Below are 13,170 nucleotides of genomic sequence, written 5' to 3' on the forward strand. Positions count from 1 at the left end.
CGCATGGGCTCAGAGAACGGCAGGGTTGCCGTGACGACGGAGATGCGATGGAACGGCTGGGGCGATCCCGCCAGGGCGTCGGATCTGCCGCGCGCCGTCCGGATGATGCTGCCGTTGCTGCTCGGTCGCGTGCACAGGCCCGCGACGCCCGTGGAACTCGCCGAGGTGGCGCTCGCGCCGTCGTCGCTCCAGGAGGACGATCTCGAGGGACTGGCCGCCGTCGTCGGCGCGGAGCACATCGACATCTCGAGCGAGACGCGCATCCGCCATGCCGGGGGACGTTCGACGCCGGACCTTCTCCGGCGCCGTAGACCTCAGCAGACTTCCCCTGACGCGGTGGTGCTGCCGGGAACCCACGATGAGGTCGCGGCGCTGCTCCGGGCGTGCGTCGACCGGAGGATAGCCGTGATCCCGTTCGGTGGTGGCACGAGCGTGGTGGGCGCTCTCGATCCCGAACGCGGCACGCACCGCGCTGTCGTCAGCCTGGATCTGCGCCGGCTCTCGGGCCTCATCCACTTCGACGAGGCGAGCGGCGAAGCGATTCTCGCCGCCGGAACGACGGGGCCGGATGCTGAGGCTCTGCTCGCGGCCAGGGGGTTCGAACTCGGTCACTACCCCCAGAGCTTCCGGTACGCCACGATCGGAGGGTTCGCCGCTGCACGCTCGTCAGGTCAGAACTCGGCAGGGCATGGGCGATTCGACTCCATGGTCACCGGGCTGAGAGTCGCGACGCCGACCGGCGACATCGAGCTCGGACGGTCGCCGGGATCTTCAGCCGGGCCCGATCTCGTCCGCGTCTTCCTGGGGTCGGAGGGCATCTTCGGCGTCATCACCGAAGTGAGAGTGCGCGTTCATCCGGTACCGCGTGACCGCCTCTTCGAAGCCTGGACCTTCGCGGACTTCACGCAGGGCGTCGAGGGACTGCGCCGCGTGACGCAGCACGGTGGCGGCCCGACAGTGCTGCGTCTGTCGGATGAAGCCGAGACGGCGGTCAGCCTCGCCCAGGTCGGTCGGATCGGGCGGGCCCTCGCGAAGGGCGCGAGCCTCGTCACCGTCTATGAGGGAGACGACATCGCCGAGCGTCGGGGGCGCACATCGGCGATCCTGGCGGCGGCCGGTGGGATCTCGTCGGGTGAGGGCGCCGCAGAGGGGTGGCTCTCCGGGCGCTTCGACGGTCCGTATCTGCGCGACTCGCTGCTGGACGCAGGAGTGTTCTGCGAGACGCTCGAGACGGCGACCACCTGGTCGAACCTGCTGCACCTCAGAGCGGCGGTCACGTCGGCTCTTCGCGCAGGATTCGAGGATGCCGGCGCCCGGTCGTACGTGATGTGCCACGTCTCGCACGTCTATCCCACCGGAGCCTCGCTGTATTTCACGGTGATCGCGAACCTCCGATCCGAACCGCTCGACACCTGGACGCAGATCAAGCGACGCGTGAACGATGCGCTGCTCGCGGCGGGCGGTACCATCAGCCATCACCATGCGGTCGGTCGTGATCATGCCGCCTGGCTGGAGCAGGAGATCGGAGACACGGGGGTGCGAATCCTCGCGGCCATCAAGCGGGAGCTCGATCCGACGTGGATCCTCAACCCGGGAGCGGTCATCTCGTCGGATCGGGCGCGCGGACGTGGCTGAGCACATCGCGGTGCTGTCGAACCCGTTCGCAGGAAAAGGTCGTGGTGCCCGAGAGACCGAGGTCGCCGTGGCGCACCTGCGATCCCGAGGAGCGGACGTGCGGGCGTACACGGGCGAGTCGGCGGCATCGAGTCGGCTCCTGGCGACTCGGGCGCTCGACGCGCGCCCGGGGGTGCTCGTCGTGGTGGGCGGAGACGGCACGCTGTCCGGCATCCTCGACGTGGTCTGCGCTGCGGGTGTTCCGGTGGTCCTGGTGCCTGCGGGCACGGGCAACGACCTCGCTCGAGCCCTGGGCCTGCCGCGTCGCGACGCGGTCGCTGCGGCCGAGCTCGCTCTGACGGGTATCCCGCGCACGATCGATGTCGGCGAAGTCCGCGCCGCCGACCGCGTCGATCTGTTCCTGACGATCGCCGCCCTCGGGTTCGATGCGAAGGTGAGCGATCGGACCAATCGGCTGCGCTGGCCGCGCGGCGTGCTGCGCTACTACCTGGCGCTGGTCGTGGAGCTCGTGCGACTGCGGCCGATGGATTTCACCGTCTCCCTCGATGGCGCGGAGCCGGTTCACGTGCCGGGAACGCTCGTCGCCGTGGGCAATACGCCGAGCTACGGAGGTGGCATGCCTCTCTGCGTGGGCGCCACCGCGGACGACGGGATGCTGGACATCGTGCACGTCGCGCCGCTGACCCGGCTCCGCCTGCTGCGGCTGTTCCCGCTCCTGCTGAGCGGAGTGCATCTCGCTCGACCGGAGGTGACGCGGCGCCAGGCTCGTACCGTGACAGTGAGCGCGCCTGGACTCGTCGTCTACGCCGACGGAGAGCGCATCGCCGAAGATGAGTGCACGATCGGAATCCGGCGCTCCGCGCTGACCGTCCTCGTCCCCTCGGGTGCCGGAGGGACACCGTGAACCACAGGTCGGCTTCTCCTCACCACGCCCAGGACTTCGACGAGGACGTCGTCGTCATCGGCTCGGGGTTCGGCGGATCGGTCGCTGCGTTGCGGCTCGTGGAGAAGGGCTACCGTGTCCGCGTGTACGAGGCGGGCCGACGCTTCGAGGACGAGGACTTCGCGAAGACCAGCTGGGACGTCCGCCGCTATCTGTGGGCACCGAGGCTCGGCTGTTTCGGCATCCAGCGCATCCATCGCCTGCCGCACGTGATGATCCTCGCCGGGGCGGGCGTGGGCGGAGGGTCTCTCAACTATGCCAATACGCTGTACCAGCCCGGCGGAGCGTTCTTCGCGGATCCGCAGTGGGGCGCTCTCGCAGACTGGGAGGAGGAGCTGGCGCCGCACTATGCGACGGCGAAGCGGATGCTCGGGGTGGTCGAGCGCTACCCGCACTCCGGACCCGTCGAGCGCATCATGGCAGGAGCGGCCGAAGATCTCGGCGTAGGAAGCACATTCCGACACGCGCCGGTCGGGGTCTGGTTCGGCGCGCCGGGAGTTCGAACGCCCGATCCCTTCTTCGATGGGGAGGGGCCGGACCGCACCGGATGCACTCTCTGCGGCAACTGCATGGTCGGATGCCGCGTCGGCGCGAAGAACACGCTCATGAAGAACTACCTGGCTCTGGCCCAGAGGCGAGGCGCCGTCATCGAAGCGCTGCGCACCGTCACCGAGGTGCGTGCCCTGGCAGACGGCGGCTTCGCCGTGACGACGGAGCGCAGCGGAGCGTGGTTCCGGCGCGACCGTCGCACCGTGAGCGCGCGTCAGGTGGTGCTCGCCGCGGGAACCTGGGGCACGCAACAGCTGCTGCATCGGATGAAGCTGTCCGGGGCCCTTCCACGGGTCTCCGATGCGGTGGGTCGCCTGACGCGGACCAACTCCGAGGCTCTCGACGGTGCCGTCGCCGTCGCCGTTCCGGCATCCCTCGAACTCGCGCACGGTGTCGCGATCACGACCTCGTTCCACATCGACGAGAGCACTCACGTCGAGAATGTGCGGTACGGGCCGGGATCGAACCTGATGGGGGCCCTCGCATCGCTGATGGTGCCGGGAGACCGAGGTCTCGGAGGCCGTCTCGTGAGTGTGCTGGGCCAGGTCGTCCGCGCACCGATCCGTCAGTTGCGCCTGGGCTCGCTCCGACGTTGGAGCGAACGGGGCATCATCGCACTCGTGATGCAGACCCTGGACAATTCGCTCACTCTGTCGCTCCGGCGCAGATTCGGGCGGATGGTCATGACGAGCGCGCAGGGGCACGGCGCACCGAACCCCAGTCATCTTCCGCAGGCTCATCGCGCGGCTTCGGCGATCGCCGCGCGTGTCGAGAAGGACGGCGGGGTCGCCGCCGAGCCTCGCGGATCCTGGCCCGAATTCTTCGGGATTCCGCTCACCGCCCACTTCCTCGGCGGAGCGGTGATCTCTGGGGCGCCCGAGACCGGTGTCGTCGACCCCTTCCACCGGGTGTGGGGTCACCAGGGGCTGCACGTCATGGACGGCGCAGCGGTTCCCGCGAATCCCGGGGTGAATCCGTCGCTCACGATCACCGCGCTCGCTGAGAGAGCGATGTCGTTCTGGCCGCGTTCCGGTGAGCTCGACGAGCGTCCTGCACCGTAGACACGGAAAAGGGGGCCGCCGGACGGCGGCCCCCCAGAGGTTCAGCTCAGCGGTGCTCGATGCCGCGGATCTGCGGAGTGTGGAACTCTCCGCCGAACGCGCGCTGCGAGGCGCCCTCGCGGTCGAGGTAGGGCGAAGCCCCACCATCGATGAAGGGCCAGCCCGCGCCGAGGATCAGGCACAGGTCGATGTCCTCGACCTCGGGTACGACGCCCTCGTCGAGCATCATCTTGATCTCGCTCGCAAGGCCGTCCTGCACCCGTTGCAGGATCGTCTCGGCCGACGCGGGCGTCTTGCCGACAGCGGGCTTCAGCAGCTTCTCGGCCTGCTTCGTCCAGCCGGTCACACGACCGCCCTTGTCCTTCTCGATGACCCCGTCGAGCTCCGCGAGAGCGTGGAAGTTCTCGTTCGCGTAGAAGCGATCGGGGAACGCGTGCGCCATCGTGTCCTGCACGTGGGCGGCGACCTTCCATCCGACGAGATCGATCAGCTGGAAGGGACCCATCGGGAGTCCGAGGGGCGCGAAGGCCTTCTCGACATCCGTGATCGGGGTGCCCTCGTACACCGCGCGAGCCGCTTCGCCCATGACCTTGGCCAGCAGACGGTTCACGACGAAGCCCGGCGCGTCGGCGGTGAGGACCGCGTTCTTGCCGAGATTCTTCGCGACGACGAACGCGGTCGAGAGCGCCGCCTCCGAGGTCGTCGGTGTCTTGACGATCTCGATCAGCGGCATCACTGCCACCGGGTTGAAGAAGTGGAAGCCGACGAGGCGCTCGGGGTGAGCGAGCTTCGCGCCGATCTCCTCGACCGAGAGCGAGGAGGTGTTGGTCGCCAGGATCGCGTCCTCGGCGATGATCTTCTCGATCTCGCCGAACACCTGCTGCTTGACGCCGACCTCCTCGAACACGGCCTCGATGACGAAGTCGCAGTCCGCATAGAGGTTCTTGTCCGTCGTCCCGGTCACGAGCGCGCGCAGCTTGTTCGCGGAGTCCGCATCCAGGCGGCCCTTGGCCTCGAGCTTGCCGATCTCCTCGTGGATGTAGGCCACGCCCTTGTCGACGCGCGCCTGATCGAGGTCGGTGATGAGTACCGGCACCTGCAGCTTGCGCACGAAGAGCAGGGCGAACTGGCTCGCCATGAGACCAGCGCCGATGATGCCGACCTTCGTGACCTTCTTCGCAAGTGCCTTGTCGGGGGCTCCCACCGGACGCTTCGCACGCTTCTGCACGAGGTCGAAGGCGTACATGGATGCTGCGAACTGGTCGCCCGTGACGAGTTCGGCGAGCGCCTCGTCCTCACGGGCGAAGCCCTCCGCCTTGGTGCCGCTCTTGGCCTTGTCGAGCAGGTCGAGTGCGGCGTAGGGCGACTTCGGGACGGTGCCGATCTTCGATTCCAGCATGCCGCGTGCCATCTTGATGGCGATCGGCCACTTCGTGAGTCGCTCGATCTTGCCCGGCTCGTTCCTGCGCTCGACCTTCTTGCCGCCGAGCACGGCGTCCGCCCACGCGAGCGAGTTCTCGAGATAGTTCGCGGCGGGGAAGATCGCGTCGACGATGCCGAGGTCGAACGCCTGCTGCGGCTTCAGCATCCGGTTCTGCTTGAGCGGGTTCGAGATGACCACCTCGAGGGCGTTCTCGATCCCGATCAGGTTGGGCAGCAGGTAGGCGCCGCCCCAGCCGGGGATGATGCCGAGGAAGACCTCGGGGAGTGCGATCGCCGCGGCGGAGGCGTCGACCGTGCGGTAGGTCGAGTTGAGTGCGATCTCGAGTCCGCCTCCGAGTGCGAGTCCGTTCACGAAGGCGAACGACGGAACGCCGAGCTCCCCGAACTTTCCGAGCACCTTGTGGCCGAGCTGCGCGATCAGGCGAGCGTTGTCCCGCGACCCGACCTTGCTGATGTCGGAGAGATCGGCGCCGGCGGCCAGGATGTACTGCTTGCCGGTGATGCCGACCGCCTGGATCTCGCCGGCTGACGCACGAGCGGCCAGGCCGTCCAGCGTCTCACCGAGGGCGGTGAGCGTCGCCGGCCCCAGAGTGTTCGGACGCGTGTGGTCGCGTCCGTTGTCGAGGGTGATCAGTGCGAGCACCTTGCCCGACGCGAGACGGATGTCACGCACGGGGGAGTGCGTGATCACCTCGCCGTCGGTGAGCGCCTGGATGGGGGAGAAGTCCACGTTCGCGTACTGCTCGGAAATCGAGTGGGCCATCAGGCTTACTTCCTCTTCTTGCCGTCGAAGTGCGGGTTCTCCCAGATGACCGAGCCGCCCTGTCCGAGACCGACGCACATGGCCGTCAGGCCGTAGCGCACATCGGGTCGCTCGGCGAACTGCGCCGCGAGCTGGATCATCAGACGCACGCCGGATGCCGCGAGCGGGTGGCCCAGCGCGATCGCGCCGCCCCACTGGTTGACGCGGGGGTCATCGTCGGCGATGCCGAAGTGGTCGAGCAGCGAGATCACCTGGATGGCGAAGGCTTCGTTGAGCTCGAACAGGCCGATGTCGGCGATCGTGAGTCCGGCCTTCTTCAGGGCTTTCTCGGTCGACGGAATCGGGCCGATTCCCATGATCTCCGGCTGCACGCCTGCGAAGGCGAACGAGACCATGCGCATCTTCGGCGCGAGACCGAACTCCTTGACCGCGCCGCCTCCGGCGAGCAGTGACATCGTGGCGCCGTCTGTGAGGGGCGACGAGGTTCCGGCGGTCACACGGCCGTGCGGGCGGAAAGGAGTCTTGAGGGCCGCGAGGTCCTCCATGGTGGTCTGCGGACGACGACCTTCGTCCTCCGTCGCCAAGCCCCATGCGCCGTCGGCGGTCTTGGTCGCGACGGGCACGAGATCCGGCTGGATCTTGCCCGCGTCGTAGGCCGCCTGCACCTTGTGCTGGCTGAGCATGCCGAATCGATCGGAGCGCTCCTTGGTGAGGTGCGGGAAGCGATCGAAGATGCGCTCGGCCGTGACACCCATGTTCAGAGCGCCGGGGTCGACCATGCGCTCCGCGACGAATCGCGGGTTGGGGTCGGCGTTGCCGCCGATCGGGTGGTGACCCATGTGCTCGACCCCGCCGGCGAGCGCGAAGTCGTACATGCCGACCCCGATCGATGCCCCCATCGTGGTGACGCTCGTCATCGCTCCCGCGCACATGCGCTCGACGGCGAGTCCGGGCACCGTCTGCGGGAGTCCCGCGAGGATCGCCACGGAGCGCCCGAGGGTCAGGCCCTGGTCTCCGGTCTGGCTGGTCGCGGCGATGGCGACGTCGTCGATGCGGTCGGCCGGAACGGCTGCGTTCCGCTCCATCAGGCCGATGGTCGCCTTGACGGCGAGGTCATCAGCGCGGGTGTTCCAGTACATGCCTTTTTCGCCGGCGCGCCCGAAGGGGGTGCGCACTCCATCGACGAAGAAGACGTCCGAGATCTCGGCCACTCTGCCTCCAAGTTTGTGCGGTGGCCTCAGTCTATGGAGGGCCGGAAACGGGGAGGAATCGGTTGGATCGAACCTACGAAGCCGGTGCGGACGCCTCGTCGGGCGTTTGCGCCGCCTCTACAAAGGCGTCCGCGATCTTCTGTGCAGTCTGTGCAATCTGCCACGGGCGGGCACCCAGCGCGGCGAGTGCCTCGCCGATGGCCTCGGGCGTCGTTCCCGGTACATCCCACGCCACACGGCGCAGGTGATCGGGGGTGAGCAGGTTCTCGGTCGGCATCCCGAGTTCCTCGGCCGTGGCCTCGACGACCGGGCGGGCGGCTTTGAGTCGCGCGTCGGCCTCCGGATTGCGATCGGACCAGGCTCGCGGCGGCGGCAGCGTATCGCTGGGAACCCGCTCCCGGGGAAGCTCCTCCGTGGCACGTCCGTCGACCATCGCCTGCCACCAGCGGTCGAGCTGGGTGCGGCTCGCTCGGCCCTGGAACTCCTTGATCCCCGCGAGCGCCTGCTTGCTCTGCGGGTTCGCCAGCACGGCCGCGATGAGCGACCGATCCGGCACCAGACGGCCGGGAGAGACGTCCTGATCCTGGGCGAAGCTCTCGCGAGCCTGCCACAGCGAGCGAGCGACCGCGAGGTTCCGCGCGCCGCGCACCTGGTGCAGTCCGCTGAGTCGTCGCCAGGGGTCTTCGCGAGGAGGCTTCGGCAGTCGGGCGAGCGTGGCGGCGAACTCCTCGGCCGCGTACTCGGTCTTCCCCTGCTCCTCGAGCTCCGCCTCCAGAGCCTCGTAGACGTCGATGAGGTGCAGCACATCGAGTGCCGCGTACTCGAGCCACGCAGCGGGAAGGGGCCTGGTCGACCAGTCCGCCGCGGAGTGCTCCTTCTTGAGCGTGATGCCGAGCGTGTTCTCGACGACCGCGGCGAGTCCGACTCGGTCATGACCCAGCAGTCGCGATGCGAGCTCCGTGTCGAAGATCGTGTGGGGGAGCAGATCGAGTTCGCGCAGAGACGGAAGATCCTGGCTGGCGGCGTGGAACACCCACAGGGCGTCGCCGATGGCCTGCTGCAGAGGGCTGAAGTCGCCGAGAGCGGGAGGGTCGAACAGGAAGACCCCCGCGTCGCGGCGGAACACCTGCACGAGGTAGGCGCGCTGGGAGTAGCGGAATCCGGATGCCCTCTCGACGTCCACGGCGACAGGCCCAGTTCCTGCGGCCAGTGCGGCGCATGCCGCGTGGAACTCCGAGACGTCGGAGATCACGGAGTATTCAGTCACGTGCTGCCTTTCGCGCGCCGATAACGGCGATGCCCTCGGAACCGGGCGGAAGACCCGCCAGCATCCCGACCAGTTCGACCCAGGCCTCGACATGGGGTGTGAAGGGGCCCTCGGGTGTCCAGGACGCCCTCAACTCTATCTGTGCGCCGTCTCCTTCGTCGGCGAGTCCGCCGAACCCCTTCGACAGGGTCTTGGTCGACGTGCCCGACGCGGAGTGGTAGCCGGCGCCTCTCGAGTCGAGTGCATCGACGAGCCAGGACCACGTGACGTCGGCGAGCAGGGGGTCGGTGCCGATCTCGGTCTCGAGCGGCGCCTGGGCGAAGATCACGATCCGCCAGTCGCCGTCCCATGCGGCCGGGTTGTCGGGATCATGCAGCAGAACGAAACGTCCCGTCCCGTATGCCGACTCTCCGCCGTCGTCCGGGCGGACGTCTGCTGCGAGGGCGAGGGCGTGCGGAGCGAGGCCCTGCGGCGTCGCTATCTCGCGGATGGTGATGTCTGAGCGGAAGGCGATGTCGCGCAGTTCAGCCACGGCGGCGTCGAAGATCGTCCCGGCATCGGGGTGTGCGGTCACGGCAACAGGCTAGAGTCAGGAAGCGATGAAGAGTCTCAGGCACGCCGTTGCACTCCTTGTCCCTGCTCTGCTCGCTCTGGGGACGGCGCTGGCTCTGCTCGTCTTCAGCGTCGCCCGTCGGGTCGTCATGCCGGCGAAGCGACCGGCGAACGTCGAGATCCTCGCCGTCGACACCGGGGCGCAGACGATCGAGCTCACCCGGACGCGGGACACCGAGCTCCCGGGTCGATACGGACTCTTCACCTCGGGAACGTATGGCTACGTCAAGCTCGGCGCGGTGCTGAGCGCTGATGCCACCACAGTGAGGCGCAAGCTGCTGACGCAGATCGAACCGGGCGCCCGCGTCGACAGGAGCGCGGCGTTCAGCGGTTGGTACTACTCCACTCCCGGCGAGCTCCACCTGCCCTCGCAGAACGTGCTCATCGGTTCCCCGGCCGGGCCATGCCCCGCCTGGCTGTTCCCGGCCGACTCCTCGACGTGGGTGATCCAGGTCCACGGACGAGGGGTCACCCGAGCCGAGTGCCTTCGTGCCGTCCCCGTGCTGCATGCCGCGGGCTTCCCGAACCTCGTCGTCTCGTACCGCAACGACGGTGAGGCGCCGCGCAGCCGAAGCGGTGCGTACGCTCTGGGGGCTTCGGAGTGGCGCGACGTCGATGCGGCGGTGTCGTATGCGCTCCGACACGGCGCCGATCGAGTGATCCTGATGGGATGGTCGATGGGCGGAGCGGTCGCGATGCAGACCGCCCTGAACTCGGGCAACCGCGACCGCATCGTCGGTCTCATCCTCGAGTCGCCGGTGATCGACTGGCGCAGCGTGCTGCGATTCCAAGCGCGCGAGTCCGGCATGCACGCACCGCTGCCGGACCTCGCGATGGGCGCACTGTCCGTCCCGTTCACCGCGCGGCTCAGCGGCGCGGAGAACGCGATCCCGTTCGACAGCCTGGACATGGTGTCGCGCGCCGACGAGCTGTCGGTGCCCATCCTCATCCTGCACAGCGACGACGACGGATTCGTGCCCGCCGATGCATCGCACGCACTCGAGCAGGCCAGACCCGACCTGGTCACGATGCCCCGCTTCACGGTCGCCCGGCACACCAAGATCTGGAACTACGACCAGGCAGGGTGGAGCGATGCCATCACCGGATGGCTCGCAGCGCAGGGGTTCAGCGCTTCTGCATGACCTGCTTCTTGGCGCGCATCAGCATGCCGGTCATGCCGCCGATGCGCAGCGGCGACACCGCGCGGGTGAGACCGATCGACTGCGGATAGTCGTCGGGGATCGCGAGAACCTCGTCAGGGGTGAGGCCGGAGATGCCCTGCACGAGGATGCTCGCGAATCCGCGCGTGGTCGGCGCCTCGGGCGGGGCGGTGGCGTGCATGGTCACGATTCCGTCGGCGACCTCGACGTAGATGTAGACCGGTGACTGGCACTCCGCGACGCGCTCGCACATCTCGGGGTGATTCGCGACCTCTTCGGAGACCTCCGGCAGCTCGTCCGAGTACTCCAGCAGGAGCAGCAGTCGATCCGCCTCGGCGGTCTCGAGGAATCCGTCGCGGATCTCGGCGAGGGTGTCAGGAACGTGCGTGGTGCTCATCCCTGTCATTCTCCCACGATCAGAGGGATCCGGGCTCCGCGCCGGTCACGATCGGGACCCGCACCGCGCTGCCCCACTCGGTCCACGAGCCGTCGTAGTTGCGGACGTTCTCGAATCCGAGCAGGTGCGTGAGGACGAACCACGTGTGGCTCGAGCGCTCTCCGATGCGGCAGTACGCGACGACCTCGTCGCCATCGGCGAGTCCGGCCCCGTCACGGTAGATCGCGTCGAGTTCGGCCCGCGACCGGAAGCCGCCGTCCTCAGCCACGGCCTTCGCCCACGGCACGCTCTGGGCGGTGGGGATGTGCCCCGCGCGCAGGGCTCCCTCTTCGGGGTAGGCCGGTGCGGTGGTGCGCTCACCGCTGTACTCCTCGGGAGAGCGCACATCGATCAGCGGGCTGCCGATGTGAGCGAGGACATCCTCCTTGTATGCGCGGATCTCCGAATCGTCGCGTTCGACCACGGGATACTCCGTCGGCGTGATCTGCGGGGCGTCACGGGTGATCTCGCGGCCCTCGGAGATCCAGCGATCGCGACCGCCGTCGAGCAGCCGAACGTCCTCGTGGCCGAACAGCGAGAAGACCCAGAGCGCGTAGGCGGCCCACCAGTTGTTCTTGTCGCCGTAGATCACGACGGTGTCGTCGCGGGAGATGCCCTTGGTGCTGAGCAGCTTCGCGAAGCCCTCGCCGTCGACATAGTCGCGCACGACGGGATCATTGAGCTCGGTGTGCCAGTCGACCTTCACGGCGCCGGGGATGTGGCCCGTCTCGTACAGCAGCACGTCCTCATCGGATTCGACGACGACCAGGCCCGGTGTGCCGAGGCGCTCGGCCAGCCACTCGGTGCTCACGAGACGGCCGGGCTCGGCGTACTCGGCGAACTTTGACGAAGTGGTGTCGAACTCGATGGCCACAGGGATCTCCTCAGACGGTGAGCGGCGATGATGCAGGGGACGACGGCGTAATGTGGAGCCGATACTTCGACGATAGATCCACGCCGTGCGCCCTGCACCCGATTCGTAAGACTTCGACACAGGTGCGCCCCCGACACAGGACCGTGATGACCGACACGCCCAGCCGCACGGGCATCGTGCACCTGACAGATCGACAGCCGACCGTCACCGGTCCCGAGATGCTGGCCAGCCTCGTGCCGCCGCCGCAGTTCGACGGTGCGACGTTCGAGAGCTATCGTGCCGATGCGGCCTACCCCTCGCAGGAGGACGCCAAGGAGACGCTCATCCGGTTCGCCGGACGCGGTGCTCCGCTCAAGCGGGGCGGATTCTTCAGCCGAGCCAAGAAGGAGCCGGAGACGAAGCCGGGCGTCTATCTCGACGGCGGATTCGGTGTCGGCAAGACCCACCTGCTGGCGTCGATCTATCACGCGATGCCCGCGCGCAGGAAGTACTTCGGCTCGTTCATCGAGTACACGGCTCTGGTCGGCGCGCTCGGCTACAAGAACACCGTCGACCTGCTCAAGGGTGCAGACCTGCTGTGCATCGACGAGTTCGAACTCGATGACCCGGGCGACACCATGGTCATGACTCGGCTCATCGGTGAGCTGGTTCCCACCGGCACCAAGCTCGCGGCGACCTCGAACACTCCGCCGAACGCACTGGGCGAGGGCCGCTTCGCCGCACAGGACTTCCTCCGAGAGATCCACGCGATGTCTGACAGCTTCCAGACGATCCGCATCGACGGTGTCGACTTCCGCCAGCGGGCGCTCGACGGGCACGCCGTCGTGAGCGACGACGATTCCTATGCCCGCGCGATCGACGAGGGGGCGGGGCACGGAAACGCGTCCGACGATTCCTTCGCCGACGTCATCCGTCACCTGGCCCGGGTGCACCCCTCGCGGTATCTGCGGATCATCGCCGAGCTGGATCTCGTGGGCCTGCGGGATGTGCAGATCCTGAGCGATCAGTCCGAGGCTCTGCGCTTCGTCGCGTTCGTCGACCGCGTGTACGACGCGCAGATCCCGATCGTCGCCACCGGTGTGAGCCTCGACCAGGTCTTCGCAGAAGAGATGCTGAACGGGGGATATCGCAAGAAATACCTGCGCGCTGTCTCCAGACTCAATGCACTTACACACGCGGATCGCAGTGTCGCGTAACGCAGTGTTCACACACGCGG

The 13,170-nt window shown here is 67.9% G+C and carries 11 protein-coding genes; 5 read left to right on the forward strand and 6 right to left on the reverse strand.

What is annotated here, in order from left to right; all coding sequences use genetic code 11:
• Window positions 1–3 precede the first annotated feature (3 nt).
• Genes QRN21_RS17350 through QRN21_RS17360 form a run of 3 tightly spaced genes read left to right on the forward strand, consistent with a single transcriptional unit; the run spans window position 4 to window position 4,188 of the window.
• Window positions 4–1,635 (forward strand): FAD-binding oxidoreductase, encoded by a 1,632-nt coding sequence (locus QRN21_RS17350; protein ID WP_235567488.1) that lies wholly within the window; start codon window positions 4–6, stop codon window positions 1,633–1,635.
• Window positions 1,628–2,539: a YegS/Rv2252/BmrU family lipid kinase gene (locus tag QRN21_RS17355; protein WP_285365463.1), complete on the forward strand. Its 912-nt coding sequence runs from the start codon at window positions 1,628–1,630 to the stop codon at window positions 2,537–2,539. The genes QRN21_RS17350 and QRN21_RS17355 overlap by 8 nt, the downstream gene beginning before the upstream one ends.
• Window positions 2,536–4,188, forward strand: coding sequence for a GMC oxidoreductase (locus tag QRN21_RS17360; protein WP_285365464.1), 1,653 nt, complete (start codon window positions 2,536–2,538; stop codon window positions 4,186–4,188). The genes QRN21_RS17355 and QRN21_RS17360 overlap by 4 nt, the downstream gene beginning before the upstream one ends.
• Before the next feature lie 46 nt (window positions 4,189–4,234).
• Here QRN21_RS17360 and QRN21_RS17365 read toward each other — a convergent pair whose 3' ends face one another.
• From QRN21_RS17365 to QRN21_RS17380, 4 genes are all read right to left on the reverse strand, one after another.
• Complete coding sequence (locus QRN21_RS17365; protein ID WP_285365465.1) at window positions 4,235–6,394, reverse strand: 3-hydroxyacyl-CoA dehydrogenase NAD-binding domain-containing protein; 2,160 nt, start codon at window positions 6,392–6,394, stop codon at window positions 4,235–4,237.
• Between the two features lie 5 nt (window positions 6,395–6,399).
• Window positions 6,400–7,605, reverse strand: coding sequence for a thiolase family protein (locus QRN21_RS17370; protein ID WP_053096225.1), 1,206 nt, complete (start codon window positions 7,603–7,605; stop codon window positions 6,400–6,402).
• A 73-nt stretch (window positions 7,606–7,678) separates the two neighbouring features.
• On the reverse strand, window positions 7,679–8,872 hold the full coding sequence (locus QRN21_RS17375) for a ribonuclease D (RefSeq protein ID WP_053096223.1): 1,194 nt from the start codon (window positions 8,870–8,872) through the stop codon (window positions 7,679–7,681).
• On the reverse strand, window positions 8,865–9,446 hold the full coding sequence (locus QRN21_RS17380) for a DUF3000 domain-containing protein (protein WP_056278798.1): 582 nt from the start codon (window positions 9,444–9,446) through the stop codon (window positions 8,865–8,867). The genes QRN21_RS17375 and QRN21_RS17380 overlap by 8 nt, the downstream gene beginning before the upstream one ends.
• A 25-nt stretch (window positions 9,447–9,471) precedes the next feature.
• On the opposite strand from QRN21_RS17380, the gene QRN21_RS17385 reads away from it, so the two are divergent.
• Window positions 9,472–10,626 (forward strand): alpha/beta hydrolase family protein, encoded by a 1,155-nt coding sequence (locus QRN21_RS17385; protein WP_056278797.1) that lies wholly within the window; start codon window positions 9,472–9,474, stop codon window positions 10,624–10,626.
• Here QRN21_RS17385 and QRN21_RS17390 read toward each other — a convergent pair.
• Together QRN21_RS17390 and QRN21_RS17395 are read right to left on the reverse strand one after the other, a co-directional pair.
• A complete protein-coding gene (locus QRN21_RS17390; RefSeq protein ID WP_285365466.1) occupies window positions 10,610–11,041 on the reverse strand; it encodes a SufE family protein in 432 nt (143 codons plus the stop codon). The two genes, QRN21_RS17385 and QRN21_RS17390, sit on opposite strands and share 17 nt — an antisense overlap.
• Window positions 11,042–11,060: 19 nt before the next feature.
• Window positions 11,061–11,954 (reverse strand): sulfurtransferase, encoded by an 894-nt coding sequence (locus QRN21_RS17395; protein ID WP_072591310.1) that lies wholly within the window; start codon window positions 11,952–11,954, stop codon window positions 11,061–11,063.
• A gap of 146 nt (window positions 11,955–12,100) precedes the next feature.
• Here QRN21_RS17395 and zapE point away from each other — a divergent pair, with 146 nt between their 5' ends.
• Window positions 12,101–13,150 (forward strand): cell division protein ZapE, encoded by a 1,050-nt coding sequence (gene zapE / locus QRN21_RS17400; RefSeq protein WP_285365467.1) that lies wholly within the window; start codon window positions 12,101–12,103, stop codon window positions 13,148–13,150.
• Window positions 13,151–13,170 lie beyond the last annotated feature (20 nt).

Origin of the sequence: Microbacterium sp. LMC-P-041 (genome assembly GCF_030209555.1) — a bacterium.
GTDB lineage: Bacteria > Actinomycetota > Actinomycetes > Actinomycetales > Microbacteriaceae > Microbacterium.

Excerpts from the sequence above, each read along its gene's own strand:
- QRN21_RS17350 (WP_235567488.1), top strand. The coding sequence starts at position 4 with ATGGGCTCAGAGAACGGCAGGGTTGCCGTGACGACGGAGATGCGATGG.
- QRN21_RS17365 (WP_285365465.1), bottom strand. The coding sequence starts at position 6,394 with ATGGCCCACTCGATTTCCGAGCAGTACGCGAACGTGGACTTCTCCCCC.
- QRN21_RS17385 (WP_056278797.1), top strand. The coding sequence starts at position 9,472 with ATGAAGAGTCTCAGGCACGCCGTTGCACTCCTTGTCCCTGCTCTGCTC.
- QRN21_RS17390 (WP_285365466.1), bottom strand. The coding sequence starts at position 11,041 with ATGAGCACCACGCACGTTCCTGACACCCTCGCCGAGATCCGCGACGGA.
- zapE (WP_285365467.1), top strand. The coding sequence starts at position 12,101 with ATGACCGACACGCCCAGCCGCACGGGCATCGTGCACCTGACAGATCGA.